The organism is Microbacterium sp. NPDC055988 (assembly GCF_042269505.1).
Taxonomy (GTDB): Bacteria; Actinomycetota; Actinomycetes; order Actinomycetales; family Microbacteriaceae; genus Microbacterium.
The window spans coordinates 1,313,371-1,327,394 of record NZ_JBHJXY010000001.1; the positions used below are offsets into that span (position 1 = coordinate 1,313,371).

16 protein-coding genes and 1 pseudogene are annotated in these 14,024 nt (G+C 67.9%); 6 read left to right on the forward strand and 11 right to left on the reverse strand.

The genetic code is table 11. The features are described from left to right. Positions 1–73 precede the first annotated feature (73 nt). Genes ACFC14_RS06435 through ACFC14_RS06445 form a run of 3 tightly spaced genes read right to left on the reverse strand, consistent with a single transcriptional unit; the run spans position 74 to position 1,841 of the window. Positions 74–481, reverse strand: coding sequence for a rhodanese-like domain-containing protein (locus ACFC14_RS06435; RefSeq protein WP_376101960.1), 408 nt, complete (start codon positions 479–481; stop codon positions 74–76). Beyond that, positions 478–1,092, reverse strand: a complete 615-nt coding sequence (locus ACFC14_RS06440; protein ID WP_376101962.1) for a bifunctional 4-hydroxy-2-oxoglutarate aldolase/2-dehydro-3-deoxy-phosphogluconate aldolase — start codon at positions 1,090–1,092, stop codon at positions 478–480. The genes ACFC14_RS06435 and ACFC14_RS06440 overlap by 4 nt, the downstream gene beginning before the upstream one ends. A 32-nt stretch (positions 1,093–1,124) precedes the next feature. Beyond that, on the reverse strand, positions 1,125–1,841 hold the full coding sequence (locus ACFC14_RS06445) for a transcriptional regulator (protein ID WP_376101964.1): 717 nt from the start codon (positions 1,839–1,841) through the stop codon (positions 1,125–1,127). Positions 1,842–1,998: 157 nt separating this feature from the next. Here ACFC14_RS06445 and ACFC14_RS06450 point away from each other — a divergent pair, with 157 nt between their 5' ends. From ACFC14_RS06450 to ACFC14_RS06465, 4 genes are read left to right on the forward strand one after another with little or no spacing between them, the layout of a single operon-like run. Then, positions 1,999–3,357 carry an MFS transporter gene (locus ACFC14_RS06450; RefSeq protein ID WP_376101966.1) on the forward strand — a complete coding sequence of 453 codons (1,359 nt, stop codon included), beginning with the start codon at positions 1,999–2,001 and terminating at the stop codon, positions 3,355–3,357. After that, entirely contained in the window at positions 3,354–4,613 is a 1,260-nt protein-coding gene (locus ACFC14_RS06455) for an amino acid aldolase (RefSeq protein WP_376101967.1), read from the forward strand. Before ACFC14_RS06450 ends, ACFC14_RS06455 begins: the two co-directional genes overlap by 4 nt. Positions 4,614–4,624: 11 nt before the next feature. Next, entirely contained in the window at positions 4,625–6,211 is a 1,587-nt protein-coding gene (locus ACFC14_RS06460) for an amidohydrolase family protein (RefSeq protein WP_376101969.1), read from the forward strand. A gap of 23 nt (positions 6,212–6,234) precedes the next feature. Further along, the gene (locus ACFC14_RS06465) at positions 6,235–6,618 is read left to right on the forward strand and encodes a RidA family protein (protein ID WP_091027668.1); all 384 of its coding nucleotides are present in this window, start codon (positions 6,235–6,237) and stop codon (positions 6,616–6,618) included. Positions 6,619–6,847: 229 nt separating this feature from the next. Here ACFC14_RS06465 and ACFC14_RS06470 read toward each other — a convergent pair. Next, positions 6,848–6,937 (reverse strand): annotated as a pseudogene (locus tag ACFC14_RS06470) (ABC transporter permease); the annotation flags it as partial. A 474-nt stretch (positions 6,938–7,411) separates the two neighbouring features. Between ACFC14_RS06470 and ACFC14_RS06475 the strand changes: the two are divergent. Together ACFC14_RS06475 and ACFC14_RS06480 are read left to right on the forward strand one after the other, a co-directional pair. Next, the gene (locus tag ACFC14_RS06475) at positions 7,412–8,059 is read left to right on the forward strand and encodes a cutinase family protein (protein WP_376101971.1); all 648 of its coding nucleotides are present in this window, start codon (positions 7,412–7,414) and stop codon (positions 8,057–8,059) included. A gap of 194 nt (positions 8,060–8,253) precedes the next feature. After that, positions 8,254–8,418, forward strand: coding sequence for a hypothetical protein (locus ACFC14_RS06480; protein WP_376101973.1), 165 nt, complete (start codon positions 8,254–8,256; stop codon positions 8,416–8,418). A 306-nt stretch (positions 8,419–8,724) separates the two neighbouring features. Here ACFC14_RS06480 and ACFC14_RS06485 read toward each other — a convergent pair whose 3' ends face one another. The 7 genes from ACFC14_RS06485 to ACFC14_RS06515 all read right to left on the reverse strand — a co-directional run bounded on the left by ACFC14_RS06485 (position 8,725) and on the right by ACFC14_RS06515 (position 13,927). Continuing rightward, positions 8,725–9,492, reverse strand: a complete 768-nt coding sequence (locus ACFC14_RS06485) for an ABC transporter permease (RefSeq protein WP_376101975.1) — start codon at positions 9,490–9,492, stop codon at positions 8,725–8,727. Continuing rightward, positions 9,489–10,286: an ABC transporter ATP-binding protein gene (locus ACFC14_RS06490; RefSeq protein WP_376101977.1), complete on the reverse strand. Its 798-nt coding sequence runs from the start codon at positions 10,284–10,286 to the stop codon at positions 9,489–9,491. Before ACFC14_RS06490 ends, ACFC14_RS06485 begins: the two co-directional genes overlap by 4 nt. Further along, positions 10,283–10,654, reverse strand: a complete 372-nt coding sequence (locus tag ACFC14_RS06495) for a DUF1048 domain-containing protein (RefSeq protein ID WP_376101979.1) — start codon at positions 10,652–10,654, stop codon at positions 10,283–10,285. The genes ACFC14_RS06490 and ACFC14_RS06495 overlap by 4 nt, the downstream gene beginning before the upstream one ends. Positions 10,655–10,656: 2 nt before the next feature. Beyond that, positions 10,657–11,016, reverse strand: coding sequence for a PadR family transcriptional regulator (locus tag ACFC14_RS06500; RefSeq protein ID WP_376101981.1), 360 nt, complete (start codon positions 11,014–11,016; stop codon positions 10,657–10,659). Positions 11,017–11,262: 246 nt separating this feature from the next. Then, positions 11,263–12,033 (reverse strand): LysM domain-containing protein, encoded by a 771-nt coding sequence (locus ACFC14_RS06505; protein ID WP_376101983.1) that lies wholly within the window; start codon positions 12,031–12,033, stop codon positions 11,263–11,265. Positions 12,034–12,083: 50 nt separating this feature from the next. After that, a complete protein-coding gene (locus tag ACFC14_RS06510; protein WP_376101985.1) occupies positions 12,084–12,722 on the reverse strand; it encodes a response regulator in 639 nt (212 codons plus the stop codon). Then, entirely contained in the window at positions 12,710–13,927 is a 1,218-nt protein-coding gene (locus ACFC14_RS06515; RefSeq protein WP_376101987.1) for a sensor histidine kinase, read from the reverse strand. Before ACFC14_RS06515 ends, ACFC14_RS06510 begins: the two co-directional genes overlap by 13 nt. Positions 13,928–14,024: the final 97 nt, after the last annotated feature.

Below are 14,024 nucleotides of genomic sequence, written 5' to 3' on the forward strand. Positions count from 1 at the left end.
CTTTCTGCCGCGCCGGCGGCCTTTTGGCGACAGAAACTGCGACCGGAACGGGAGGCGGACGGGCCGGACGCCGTCAGAGCTCGGCGGTCACCAGGGGGTCGGGCTTCGCACGCGAGACCACGTCGGCAACCTCGACCTCGAACCCGTTGCGGACCCAGTACTCGTATCCGCCGAGCAGCTCCCGCACGTCGAGGCCGGCGGCGAGCAGCACGCGCGCCGTCGAGGTGGCACCGTTGCATCCCGGTCCCCACCCGTAGACGACGAGCGTGCGATCGCGCGGAAGTGTCGCGATCCCCGACGCGATCTCGGCCTTGGGCAGATGCACCGCACCGGCGATGTGACCGTGCTGCCAGGACTCCAGCCGTCGCGTGTCGACCAGCACGACCTCTCCCGCGGCCATGGCATCGTGCGCGGCGACCGCGTCGATCTCATACGCCAGACGCGCGTCGACATAGGCGAGCCGGGCAGCGAGATCGGTCATGAGCGTGGCGCCGCACCGAGGATCGCGGCGAGCTGCGGCAGCTGGGCGGGGTCTTCGAGCGCCGAGCCGACGGCGACGACGTGCGCCCCTGCGTCGAGGTACTCACCCGCATTGGCCGCGTTCATGCCACCCGTCGTCACGAAGCGCGCCTGCGGAAAGGGGCCGTTCATCGCGGTGAGCCACTGCGGACCCAGCACCGAGGCGGGGAAGGCCTTGAGCCACGTGAGCCCAGCGGAGAGGGCGGACTGCACTTCGCTCGCCGTGGCGACGCCGGGAAGGCTGAGCAGCCCTGCCTCGTGCGAAGCACGCACGACGTCGAGGTCGAGACCGGGGCTGACCGTGAAGGATGCGCCGGCGGAGACCGCCTGGGCGACATGCTCGACCGACACCACGGTGCCCGCGCCGACGACCTTGCCGCGCTCGCGTCCGGCGGCGGCCACCACTCGCAGTGCCTCGACATCGTCAGCGGTCTGGATGGGAAGTTCGACGACGTCGATTCCGAGATCCCAGGCGGTGGTCGACACGGCGAGGCTGCGCTCGGCTCCCATGCCGCGGAGGATCGCCATCAGCCGCGTGCCGCCGAAGAGCCCGTCGAATCCGGAGTTGTCCATCGTCATCCCTGTTCCCGTCATCCCTGTGTGCGTCATCGTGTTCTGGCCTCGTCGAGGTAGGAGTATGCGGTCACGCGCGAGATGCCGAGCCGCTTCGCGATCGCCTCCACGGACTTGCGCATCTGCGTGGCGCCGCGCTGATCCAACCGCTCCAGCACCGTGATCTTGTCGTCGCGGGTCATGCTCTCGAGCGGGCGGCCGATCTCGCGGATGGCCTCGGTGATCATCGAGTCCATCACCGAGACGAGGTCGGCGCCGAAGTGCTCTTTGGGAGCATCCGCGGGCACGGGCGATGGCAGCAGGGCGTCGAGCGTCTGGCGGGCGAGCAGCAGCGGGCTGAGGTCGACGTTCACGCACAGCGACGCGATGATGTCACCCGCGCGGTTGTGGAAGTAGACCGAGGAGCAGCGGAGTTCCCGTCCGTCGCTCGTGTAGCCGGTGTAGCCGAAGGCGTCGTGGTTCCCCCGCCGGTCCTTCAGCACGTCCAGGCCGAGCGAGGTCGAGGGGCCGCCGACGGCTCGTCCGGTGACGTGCCCGTTCTCGATGGCCATGATCGTGTGGCCGAGGTCGACGTCGGTGCCGTCGAGGTTGTGGAGCACGACCTCGACGGTGGGGCCTGCGGCCGTAGCGAGGGCGCGCAGCACCGGTCGATAGAGGCGGAGCACCTCCTCGGCACTCTCGTACGTCTCTCGCGCGAGGTCGTCGGCGAGGGCCGCGACCGCGTTCTCTGCTGTCGTCGATGTCGACATTCTGTGACTCCAATCCGGAGCAACGATACAGGCGTACGAAAAATACGAGAGATAGACAGATTGTCTATTTCGCTGTTAGTTTATCCACGCCCCAGACGATCCGTCGAGGCCGACTGCAACGGATGCGGTCGCGCATCCCCCGAAGAAGGAGCCCCGGATGGCCACTGTCGCCTCATCTGGCCTGACCCCGAAGCAGCGCAAGACGATCGCCGGTGGGGCGATCGGAACGCTCATCGAGTACTACGACTACTACCTGTACGGCCTCGCCGCGGCAGTCGTCTTCCCCGCGGTGTTCTTCTCCTCGAACGATCCTCTGATCGCCGAGCTCAACTCGTTCGCGACGTTCGCCGTCGGGTTCTTCCTCCGCCCGGTCGGAGGGATCATCTGGGGAATCGTCGGTGATCGCAAGGGCCGCAAGGTCGTGCTGATGAGCACGGTCATCGGCATGGGCCTCGCGACGACCGGCATCGGCCTCATCCCCTCCGACCAGGTGATCGGCATCGCCGCACCACTGCTGCTCGTGCTGTGCCGGCTCTTCCAGGGGTTCTTCGTCGGCGGCGAGATGGGCGGCGCGGCCACCATGGTCGTCGAAGCCGCACCGACCGGCAAGCGCGGACTCTACGGCGCCTTCCTCATCAGCGGTGCGGGCATCGCCAACGTGGTGTCGGGCGGCCTGATGGCAGGGCTCGGCCTCGCTCCCGAATCGTGGTTCCTGCAGTGGGGCTGGCGCATCCCGTTCGTCTTCTCGATCGTGCTCGCGATCGCCGCCGTGCTGCTGCGTCGTCAGCTCGAGGAGTCCGACGCGTTCACCGAGACCCAGACGCTGCTCCTCGCCGCCACCGGCAAGAAGCCCAACCCGCTCGTCGAAGCGTTCCGGCACCCGAAGAACGCGATCATGGGCATCCTGATCGGCCTCCCGCAGTCCATCGCCGGCTACGTGGTGCTCACCTACGGTCTCGCGTACATGCTGGCCGACAAGGACATCCCGGTGTGGTTCGGCTTCGCCGGCACCATGCTCGTGGGGTTGCTGCAGATCGTCGTCGCACCGCTATGGGGAGCGATCTCCGACCGCATCGGCCGACGCACCGTCTACATCATCGGCTGCCTCGGCTTTGCCGCCATGGTCTACCCGGCGTTCATGCTGTTCGACACGGGCAACATGTGGCTGATCTGGCTCGGACAGATCCTCGGCTTCGTGGTGTTCGGCGTGGCCATGCAGGCGACGCTCTCGACGATGCTGGTCGAGATGTTCGACCCGGAGGCGCGCACCACCGGTGTCAACATCGGGTACCAGTTCTCCAACACCTTCGGCGGCGGCCTCGCTCCGCTCATCTGCACGGCGCTGGTCGCGGCCGCGGGAGGTGCCTTCTGGCCGGTCGTCGTCTACGCCGCGGTGATCGCGGTGGTCGGTGTGATCGCCACGCTGGTCGCGTCGATCCAGCCCGACGTCGAAGGTGCGGGACGTCTGCACGAAGTGCGCTCGACCGCTCCGGTCGAGACGGGTGCCTCGCGATGACGCAGACGGATGCGGAACTCCTCACGGTTCGCGACAAGGGCCTGCCGCTGCGCGCAGCGGGTCTGACGGTGGAGGAGTTCCTCGCCACGGGACCACGACTCGATGAGTTCTGGACGCCGCTGATCGTGCTCGACGACGCCGCGATGACGGCGAACGTCGCCACGATGGCACAGTGGTGCGCCGAGCGCGGTCTCGCCCTCATGCCCCACGGCAAGACCACCATGGCGCCCGCGCTGTGGAAGCGGCAGACGGATGCCGGTGCTCTCGGGATCACGTTCGCGACCATGGGGCAGGTCCGCACCGCCCGCGACCTGGGCGTGGACGCGGTGATGCTCGCGAACGCCGCCGTTGACCGGCCCGCGCTGGCGTGGCTGGCGCAGGAGCTGGCTGATCCGGACTTCCGGTTCGTGAGCTGGGCAGACTCGATCGCGACGGTCGAGGCGATGGAAGCGGCTCTGCTCTCCACAGGCACGCCGCGTCCGGTCGATGTCTGCGTCGAGCTCGGCGGCGCGGGCGGCCGCACCGGTGCGCGGTCGATCGAGGAGGCGGTGCGTGTGGCTGAGCGCATCGCCGCATCCTCCGTGCTGCGCCTCGCCGGGGTGGCCGGATACGAGGGGAGCCTTGCGCACGATCGCTCCGCCGCAGCGCTCGCCGCCGTCCGCGCGTACCTGGAGTCGCAGCTCGAGCTGCACGCCGCGATCGCGACCCTCTACGACGACGGTGAGCTGTACGTGACTGCCGGTGGCAGCGCGTACTTCGACGTCGTCGCCGACGTCTGGGGTGCGGCCCCGCGAGACGACCGCACGCACTTCACGCTCCGCTCCGGCGCCTACATCGTGCACGACGACGGGTTCTACCGCGGTATCTCGCCGTTCGACGAGGGGGCCGCGCAGCCGGAGGCATCCCCGCGATTCGTCAACGCGATGCACGGCATCGCCCGCGTCGTGTCGGCACCCGAGCCGGGCCTTGCTCTCGTCGATGCCGGCAAGAGGGATCTGCCCTTCGATGAGGGGCTGCCGATCCCGCGCTCCTGGTCCACCGGCGTCTCCGGCCCCTGGCAGCCGCTGCAGGGCGAGGTCTCGGCGATGAACGATCAGCACTCGTACGTGCGGTCGGGGCAGGCTCTCGCGATCGGCTCGGTCGTGCGTCTCGGGCTGTCGCACCCCTGCACCGCCTTCGACAAGTGGCGCGTGCTGCCGGTCGTCGAATCCGCCGACTCGGATGTGGTCACGGGCCTCGTCCGCACCTACTTCTGAGGGGAGCAGTGATGAACCGGGTAGTGCTCCGCGGCGGCTCCGTCGTCGAGGCGACGGGCCTCGTGCGGGCAGACGTTGCGATCGAGGGGGAACTCGTCACCGAGGTCGGGCATGTCGACGCCCGCCCCGGTGACGAGGTGATCGACGTCTCCGAGCGCCTGGTGCTTCCCGGCTTCATCGACGCGCACTCCCACGCCGACGGCCTGCTCAGCGACCCGGATGTCACACTGTCGCTGCTGCGGCAGGGCGTCACGACCGTGATCGCCGGGCAGGACGGTGTGTCGTATGCGCCGGGCGACGGTTCGTACGCCTCCGAGTACTTCGCCGCGATCAACGGGACGCACCCCACCTACCGGGGCGGGGGCGTGGATGCGTACCTGGCATCCGTCGACGGAACTTCGCCGGTGAACGCGGGCTACCTCGTGCCGGCGGGCACCGTGCGCTTCGAGGTGTGCGGGCGCACGAGCGGCTCGGCATCCGACGAGGAGCGCCGCCGCATGCAGGAGCTGGTCGCGCAGGGGATGCACGACGGTGCCCTCGGCCTGTCGAGCGGGCTCGACTACACGCCCGGCATCTTCCAGGACGCTGCGGAGATCGCCGCCCTCTGCGCGCCGGTCGCTCGGGCCGGAGGCGTGTACGTGACGCACATGCGCGGAGGGTACGAGGCGAACACCGCTGCCGGCACGGGGGAGATCGCCGAGATCGCCCGGCTGGCCGCCGAGCAGGCGGGATCGCCGCTGCCCGTGCACATCTCGCACTTCCACGCCGACGCCGACATCGTGCTCGATCAGCTCGACGCGCTGGATGCCGCCGGGGTGGATGCGACATTCGACGCGTACCCCTATACCCGCGGGTGCACGCTGCTGGGCATGCCGCTGCTCCCGCCCGAAGTGTCGGCGCTGCCCGTGGCGGAGGCGGTCGCCGTGATCGCGGATCCGTCGCGCCGCGCCGAGCTGCGCGCGCTGTGCACCCTGCGGGCGGAGACGAGTGCGAGCCTCGGCCCGGAGTGGGCCGACATGATCACGCTCGCCCACCTCGCCGCCCCCGAACTGGCCTGGGCGCACGGGCTCACGCTGCGCGAGGCCGCCGCGCGCGCGGGCGTCGCCCCGATCGACTTCGCCCTCGACGCGCTCGCCGCATCCCGTCTGGAGTGCAGCGCCGTCATGGCCGTACGCAGCCCTCGCTCGGGCGTCGAGCTCGCCCGCATCTTCCACCACCCCGCGCACATGGGCGGCTCCGACGGGATCTTCATCGGCGCCCACCCGCATCCGCGTGCCGCCGGGTCGTTCTCGCTGTTCCTCCGCGAGTACGTGCGCGAGCGGGCGACGTGGACCTGGTCGGATGCCGTGCACCACCTGTCGGCCCTGCCTGCCCGGCGCTTCGGGCTCGGACGCCGAGGCACCGTCGAGGCGGGGGCGGTCGCAGACCTCGTGATCGTCGATCCGGTGACGGTCGCCGACACTGCCACCTACGAGAGCCCGCGCGGACGCGGGGCCGGTATCGACGATGTGTTCGTCGCCGGCATCCGCGTCCTCGCTGACGGTGAGCGCACCGATGCCCTGCCGGGTCGGGGCCTGCGCCGTTCACCACAGTCCTGAATCGTCAACGAAAGGAAAGAAAGATGCCGAAGACCGGATTCTACGCAGACGGGGCCCCCACGCCCGCCGGACCCTACAGCCACGGAGTGGTCGCGAACGGATTCCTGTACACCGCGGGTTTCGGCCCGCAGGACGCGGCGAACGACCACGCCGTTCCCGAGAGCGTCGGTGAGCAGACCCGCCAGGTGCTGCGGAACATCCAGAAGGTGCTCGCCGTGCACGGGCTGACCACGGACGACGTCGTGAAGTCGACCGTGCACCTGCAGGACCTCGCCGACTTCGCCGAGTTCAACGAGGCCTACGAGGAGTTCTTCACCGCGCCGTACCCCGTGCGCACCACCGTGGGCTCGCAGCTCGCGAACATCCTCGTCGAGATCGACGTCGTCGCGGCGCTGCCTCAGGCCTGACGTCGCGCCGTCGTCGCGGGTGCGACCCGCGTCGCCCCGCGTGACGTGAAGGAGATCTCGCGCTTCGAAGGAGCCTTTCCGCATCTGGCTCCTTCGGAGCGTGAGATCTCCTTCACAACGTGCGGCTGGCGATGCGCGGCTCGCGACCGCGAACCGCCGACGAGCGCGGCGAAACGCCCCGGCCGGGTCGAGTGACCCGGTCGGAGCGTCCCGTCTGGCTGGGCGAAGATCAGCTGACTTTCTTCCGGTAGGCGATGATCGCGAACACGTAGGCGACCACGAGGATGCCGACGCACCAGGCGAGGGCGACCCAGATGTTCCGCGTGAATGCCCGCGCTTGCGAGTGTCTTGGGTCGGCCCCCATCGCGGCGAGCGACGGGCTTGTGTTCGAGCCGTCCGGATGCCGTGATGAGGATGCAACTGTGCGTGGCGCGCCGCACTCTCGTGGCCTGGCGGGGGTGCTTTGTTTTGGAATCCCGATGTACGGGGACCGTTTTTCATTGATCCCAGAGCCTCCTTCCCGAGACGCTGGGTCGATTATTCAATCCCATTGAAGAAAGACGGTGTGATCGTGACTAGCGGCCGGAGAAAGCGCGCGGTGGCGCGAAAGGTGATGTCTGCTGTTATCGTCGGGGCCTTGGCAGCCGCGGCTGTTCTGAGCGGTGGGTCGAGTGCGAGTGCCACCAACACCACGAATCAATGTGCATGGGCCGTGATGATTGGAGTCCGTGGGACTTCGGCGCCTGCCGGGGCGGGAAACAGTCAAGCAGGTCATGGGTGGACCAGCGGAGGAATGGGCGAGGTCGTCGGCCAGTTCGCGGCCACCTATCTTCTTCCGAGTGATCCGTGGAACGAGTACGGTCTCTATGTTGAAAGCCTCAATTATCCGGCCTCCGATGCGGGCGGCTACGCCCAGAGCATCACCGCCGGGGTCCAGGCGTTGCAGGCGGAGCTCGAGTGGATGGCCTCTCATTGCGCCACCCCGCCCGCGGTGGTGCTGGCCGGGCATTCTCAGGGGGCACAGGTCATCCTCACCGCGCTCGCCCCGGGGTCGGAGATCAAGTTCGGCGGTGGCTTCTATCCCACATTGTCCGCTAAGGCCCGTTCCATGGTCCGTGCAGTGGTTGTCTGGGGCGATCCGACTTGGAAGGCGGGGCAGGTCTGGAACTCTCCCGACTCTGTGGCAACGGGACAGGGGATACTGGCCCGAGGCCAGGCGAGTTTGGACTATCTCTCAGCTGAGTACCGGTCCTGGGGGTGGCCGCAAGGAAGCACCAACCCCAATCCCCAATGGGTGCCAAAGATCCGTTCATACTGTTACGCCAAGGATTGGGCTTGCCAGGCCGGGGCGCCGATTGACAACCAGATCCATAGCTCCTATAAGGGCTACATGTCCGATCCGCGAGCGTTTGTCCGACACATGATGACTGACTTCTCATGACCGAGACGAGCCAATGGGGGCCGATCCAGCGCATGCCGCGGCGACGTTACGTCGCCGCGGGGCTCTGGGCGTCGGCTCAGATCGTAGTTACCTGCGGGGGCATCCTTCTCGTCTATCTCACTGCGATGCGAATGGATGGATGTGCATCTTCCTGTAGGGACGATGTCGCCAACATGGCGATCGACGGTCTGAGGGTGGCACTCATCGTCATCCTCGTCGCACACCTCGCCCTGCTCGTCATCGCACTCGTCAAGAGGAGATCGCCGCACGTGATCGGTAGTGTGGCGATCGGTCTGAGCCTCGTTGCGATCACCTTCGCCTATGTGCTCATCGTCGCCGCGTACCCGGCGCCCGCATGATGCGAAGGAGATCTCGCGCTTCGAAGGAGCCTTTCCGCAGACAGCTCCTTCAAAGCGTGAGATCTCCTTCATAACGTGCGGCTCGCACCAGGTGACACCCTCGATCCCGCGTGATCTGTCTGTCCGGGCGGAATCCTCCGCGTCGGGAGGCCTATCTCCGCGAGAGTCTCCTCCCGTCACGGAGTTCTCCGCCCGACACGCAGCGCCGAACCGCCGGCGCGCAGCGCCGAACCCCGCCGAGCGCGGCGAAACGCCCCGGCCGGGTCGAGTGACCCGGTCGGAGCGTCCCGTCTCGCTGGGTGAAGATCAGCTGACCTTCTTCCGGTAGGAGATGATCGCGAACACGTAGGCGACCACGAGGATGCCGACGCACCAGGCGAGGGCGACCCAGATGTCGTTTCCCACGGGCTCCTCGGCGAACAGCGCCTGGATGGTGTTGACGATCGAGGTGACCGGCTGGTTGTCGGCGAACCACTGCACCGGCGCCGGCATGGTGTCGGTCGGCACGAACGCCGAGCTGATGAACGGCAGGAAGATCAGCGGGTACGAGAACGCGCTCGCGCCGTCGACCGTCTTGGCGTTCAGGCCCGCGATGATCGCCAGCCAGGTGAGAGCCAGGGTGAACAGCATCAGGATGCCGATCACTCCGAGCCAGGCCCAGAAGCTCGCTCCGGTGCGGAAGCCCATCAGGAATCCGACGCCGAAGATGATCGCCAGGGTGATGGCGTTCGCCGTCAGGGAGGTGAGCACGTGGGCCCACAGCACGCTCGATCGAGCGATCGGCATGGAGTGGAATCGCTCGAAGATGCCGCTCTGCATGTCGGTGAACAGCCGGAACGCCGTGTAGGCGATGCCGGATGCGATCGCGATGAGCAGGATGCCGGGGAGCAGGTAGTTCACGTAGTTGTCGGTGCCGGTGCTCTGCTGGAGCGCGCCGCCGAAGACGTACACGAACAGGAGCATCAGCGCGATCGGGGTGACCGCCGTGGTGATGATCGTGTCGGGGCTGCGGAAGATGTGCCGCATGGAGCGGCCGGTGAGTGTCGCCGTATCGGCGGCGAAGTGCGTGCTCATGCTGCGTTCTCCTTTCCGGGCTGGGTCCCTGAGCCCGTCGAAGGGCGGGGGCCGATGAGGGTGAGGAAGATCTCCTCGAGGGTGGGCTGCTTCTCGACGTACTCGACCTTGGCGGCCGGAAGCAGGCGCTTGAGGCCTGCGAGCGTGTCGTTGGCGATGATGCGGCCTTCGTGCAGGATCGCGATGCGGTCGGCCAGCTGCTCCGCTTCGTCGAGGTACTGCGTGGTGAGCAGCACCGTGGTTCCGGTGTTCGCGAGTTCCTTGACCACGTCCCACACCTCGATGCGGGCTTCGGGGTCGAGGCCGGTGGTCGGTTCGTCGAGGTAGATGACCTCGGGGTGCCCGACCAGACTCATCGCGATGTCGAGCCGGCGACGCATGCCGCCGGAGTAGGTACCGACCTTGCGGGTACCGGCATCCGTCAGGCGGAACTTCGCCAGCAGGTCGTCGGCGACCTGCCCGGCGTCGGACAGGTGCCGCAGCTTCGCGACCAGCACGAGGTTCTCGCGTCCGGTGAGGATCTCGTCGACCGCGGCGAACTGCCCGGTGAGGCTGATGCGCTCACGGACACCGACCGGGTCGGCGGCGACGTCCACGCCCTGCACGGTCGCCGTGCCGGCGTCGGACTTCAGCAGCGTGGAGAGGATGCGCACCATGGTGGTCTTGCCGGCGCCGTTCGAGCCGAGGAGGGCGAAGATGCTGCCCTTCTCGACCTCGAAGTCGACGCCGCGCAGCACATGCAGATCTTTGTACGACTTCTCGATGCCGCGCACCGAGATGGCGGGGTTCGTCATGACTCGTTCTCCTTCTTCTTCGCGTCGTCGAACGCCTTGATGAGGCGTGCGCGCTCCTTGTCGATCCACTGGCGTCCGCCGTATGCGGCCGCGTAGTTCTCGGCGAACTCCACGGGGTCGTCGCCGACGATGGCCGAGACCGGGGTGCCGTCGAGGGCTGCGCGCTCCCACATGTCGGCGATGTCGAGGAACATCTTCACGATGGTGTCGCCGTCGGTGACTCCGCCGTAGTACATGTTGTAGCGCTGCTGCGCCTTCGCGACCTCGCGGTACGGCTCGGGCAGGGCGTTGATGCGGGCCTGAGCCTGCTTGTAGAGCTTCTTCTCTTCGAGTGATCCGGTGATTGCTTCGATCCACTTCGCGGCCATGGTCAGTTCTCCTTGTTCTGGGTGGTGCTGTTGTCTGTGTCGGTCGTGTTCAACTGTTCGATGTGCGTCTTGAGGAAGTCCCAGGTGTTCCAGAAGTCCTCGAGTTCCTGCGTGCCTGCGGCGTTGAGGGTGTACACCTTGCGGGGCGGACCCTTCTCGCTCGGAACCTTCGCGACGTCGACGAGGTTCTTCTGCTCGATGCGCACGAGGAGTGCGTAGATCGTGCCCTCGGCGATGTCGGTGAAGCCGTGGTCTCGGATGCGTGTGGTGATCTCGTACCCGTATGCCGGCTGCTCGGCGAGGAGGGCCAGAACGATGCCCTCCAGAGTGCCCTTGAGCATCTCGGTCATCTGCTTGCCCATCAGGTCCTCCTTTCGTTTCGGTTGGTACTCAGTGTTGCTGGGTACCGGTACAAAGTAACACTGAGTACCGGTACTTAGCAACACCGAATACCAAACTTTTTTCGGAGGCGGATGCCGAGACCCCGGGTACGCGTCGAGACCCCGCCCTGCGCGCGATGGCAGGGCGGGGTCTCGACGGCAGGGCGGGGTCTCGGCGAACGGCCCGCGGCGAACAGGGGCGGGCGGGGGAGGAGGGGGAGGAGGGGGCTACGGGAACATGCGACGGAGCAGAGCGAGATCCTCGTCGCTCAGCGCCTGCGTGATCACGGCCGCCGTCTCCGGGGGCATGTCCTTCTGCAGACGCTTCCACAGGAGCCGCGCGGCACCCAGGTCTGCGGTGGCGACGGCGGTCGAGAACGCCGCCACACCGTCGTAGTACGGGATGGTCGAAGACCCTGGCTCGACGTTGTACGGCGAATAGATGTCGACGAACGGCAGCGTCGGATCCGGGCCCAGGTAGAGGATGTCCCCGGGCGCGATCGTCTCACCTCCACGCACGTGGTTGTACATGCCGACGGTGACGTAGTCGACGCAGAAGCGCTCGCCGATCGCGATGAGGCTGTCGCCGGCCTGCACTTCATAGGAGAAGATCTCGCCGTCGGCATCGAGGGTCACGGGTCCGCTCGCCAGCTCAGACTCGCCCATCTCGACGAGCTCACCCAGGAGCTTGGCATGCATCGTTTCGCCGTCGTCGCTCCCGATGTTGATGAACGCGTTGGTGGTGCAGTCGCCGGGACCGCCGGCGGGAACGCTGATGCCGTCGCCGAGGGAGACGAGGTTCTCCTGGGCCGGATCCTCGGCGTCCGCGGGGCCAGAGGTGGGGGCCGTGGAGGGCTCGGCGGCGAAACGCTCCGACGCCCAGGAGGCGACGCCGAACACCGCGGGCGCGGCGCTGACCACAGCGGGGGCGGCAGCAGCGACCAGCCCGGCGACGGCCACGACGACGACGGCGGTGGTGATCTTGGTGGAGCGTTTCATCCCCGTCAGCATGGCATCGAAGCGCGTTCGAGCACCAGAGCGGATGCCGGTCAGGTGCGCAGATACGCCAACACGGCCAGCACGCGCCGGTGCCCGCTGTCGCTGGACGCGAGCCCGAGCTTGCCGAAGATGTTGCCGATGTGCTTGCTCACAGCCGTCTCGGTGACGAAGAGCCGCCCGGCGATGGTGCCGTTGTCGAGGCCCTCGGCCATGAGCCCGAGCACCTCGCGCTCCCGCGGAGTGAGCGTCTGCACCGGGTCGTCGGCGCGACGGCGGCTCATGAGCTGCGAGATGACCTCGGGGTCCATGACCGTGCCGCCGGCGGCCACACGGTTGAGGGCGTCGATGAACGATGCCACCTTGCCCACCCGCTCCTTGAGCAGGTAGCCGAGGCCGTCGGCTCCGGCCGCGAGGAGCTCACCCGCATAGCGGTCCTCGACATAGGCCGACAGCACCAGCACGGGGAAGCCAGGTCGGCGGGCACGGGCCTCGGCCGCAGCCTTGAGCCCCTCGCTCGTGAAGGTCGGCGGCATCCGCACGTCGACCACCGCGGCATCCGCCTCGTCGAGTCGATCCAGGAAGCCTTCGGCGTTGTCGACCGCGGCGACCACGTCGAAGCCCTCGCTGCGCAGCAGCAGCGCCAGGCCCTCGCGAAGGAGGGTGTCGTCTTCGGCGATCACGATCCGCATGGCAGCTCCGCTCTCAGGGTGGTGGGTCCGCCGGCGGGGCTCGACAGCTCCAGCGTCCCCTCGAAGGCCTCGATGCGACGACGGATGCCGGCGATCCCGCCGCCCGGACGCTCCACGGCTCCGCCCACACCGTCGTCCTCGACCGTGATGAGCAGCACCTCGCCCGCGCGCGCGACTTCGACGGATGCCCGCGTCGCCCCGCTGTACTTGGTGACGTTGGTGAGCGCCTCGGCCACGACGAAGTAGCTGGCCGACTCGACGGCTGCCGGCACCCGTCCGACGTCGGCGGCCTCGATCGTGCAGGGCACGACGCTGCGTCCGGCGAGCGAGGCGAGAGCGCCTTCCAACCCGAGTTCGTCGAGGATCGGCGGATAGATGTCGTGCACGGTGCGGCGGAGTCCGGCCAGCGCATCGGTCGCGGCATCCTGCGCTCGCCGCAGCGGTTCGAGCACGTCGCCCCCGGTCTCCTGCGCGCGCTCGGCGATCCCGAGCATCATCACGACGTTCACCAGACGGTTCTGCGCGCCGTCGTGCAGGTCGCGCTCGATGCGGCGGAGCTCGGCAGCATGCGCGTCGAGAGCGGCGGCACGGCTGAGGGTCAGGGCATCGACCCGGGCGGCGAGGCGCGACTTCTCGGGCGTCGCGAGCAGCTGGGCGGAGACGAAGGACACCAGGCGAGCGACGGCCGGGATGAGGAGGACGGCGAGGATCCCGTACGCCAGAGCGACGAGCGGCATGGTCGCTGCGAGCTCCCACGAGGTGACCGGATACACGGCGCTCACGGGGTCGTCGGCGGGCGCGAACTGCCAGTAGTAGGTGATGGCGAGCGCGTTGACCGCCGCGACCGGGAGCGAGATCGTCAGCAGTGTGAGGAACAGCACGGGGATCCCCTGCACCGCCAGCCACAGCAGGTCGCGACCCGTGGCACGCGAGAACGCGAAGCGCAGTCGGTCGTCGATGGTGGATGCCGGAGGGAGCACGTGGCCGATCGGCGCCAGCTCCTCGCCACGGTAGGCGCCGACGCGACGGCGGTTCAGGTCGGTCCACCCGTGCAGGCCCCGAACCGCCTCGGGCATGAGAAGCACGCCGCCGGTGATGATCATGAGCGGAAGAAGCGCGATGCCGAGGCTGAGGAACACCACGGATGCGATGGAGACACCGGCCTCGATCGCCAGGTATCCCCACGCGCGCAGCCAGCGTCGCATCCGTCCGTCCTTCACTCTCACAGTCTGCCGGAGCGGTCGCAGCGGCACGGTATAGCCAGCACCACCATCGATGCGGCAGCGGGCGGGATGGGATGCC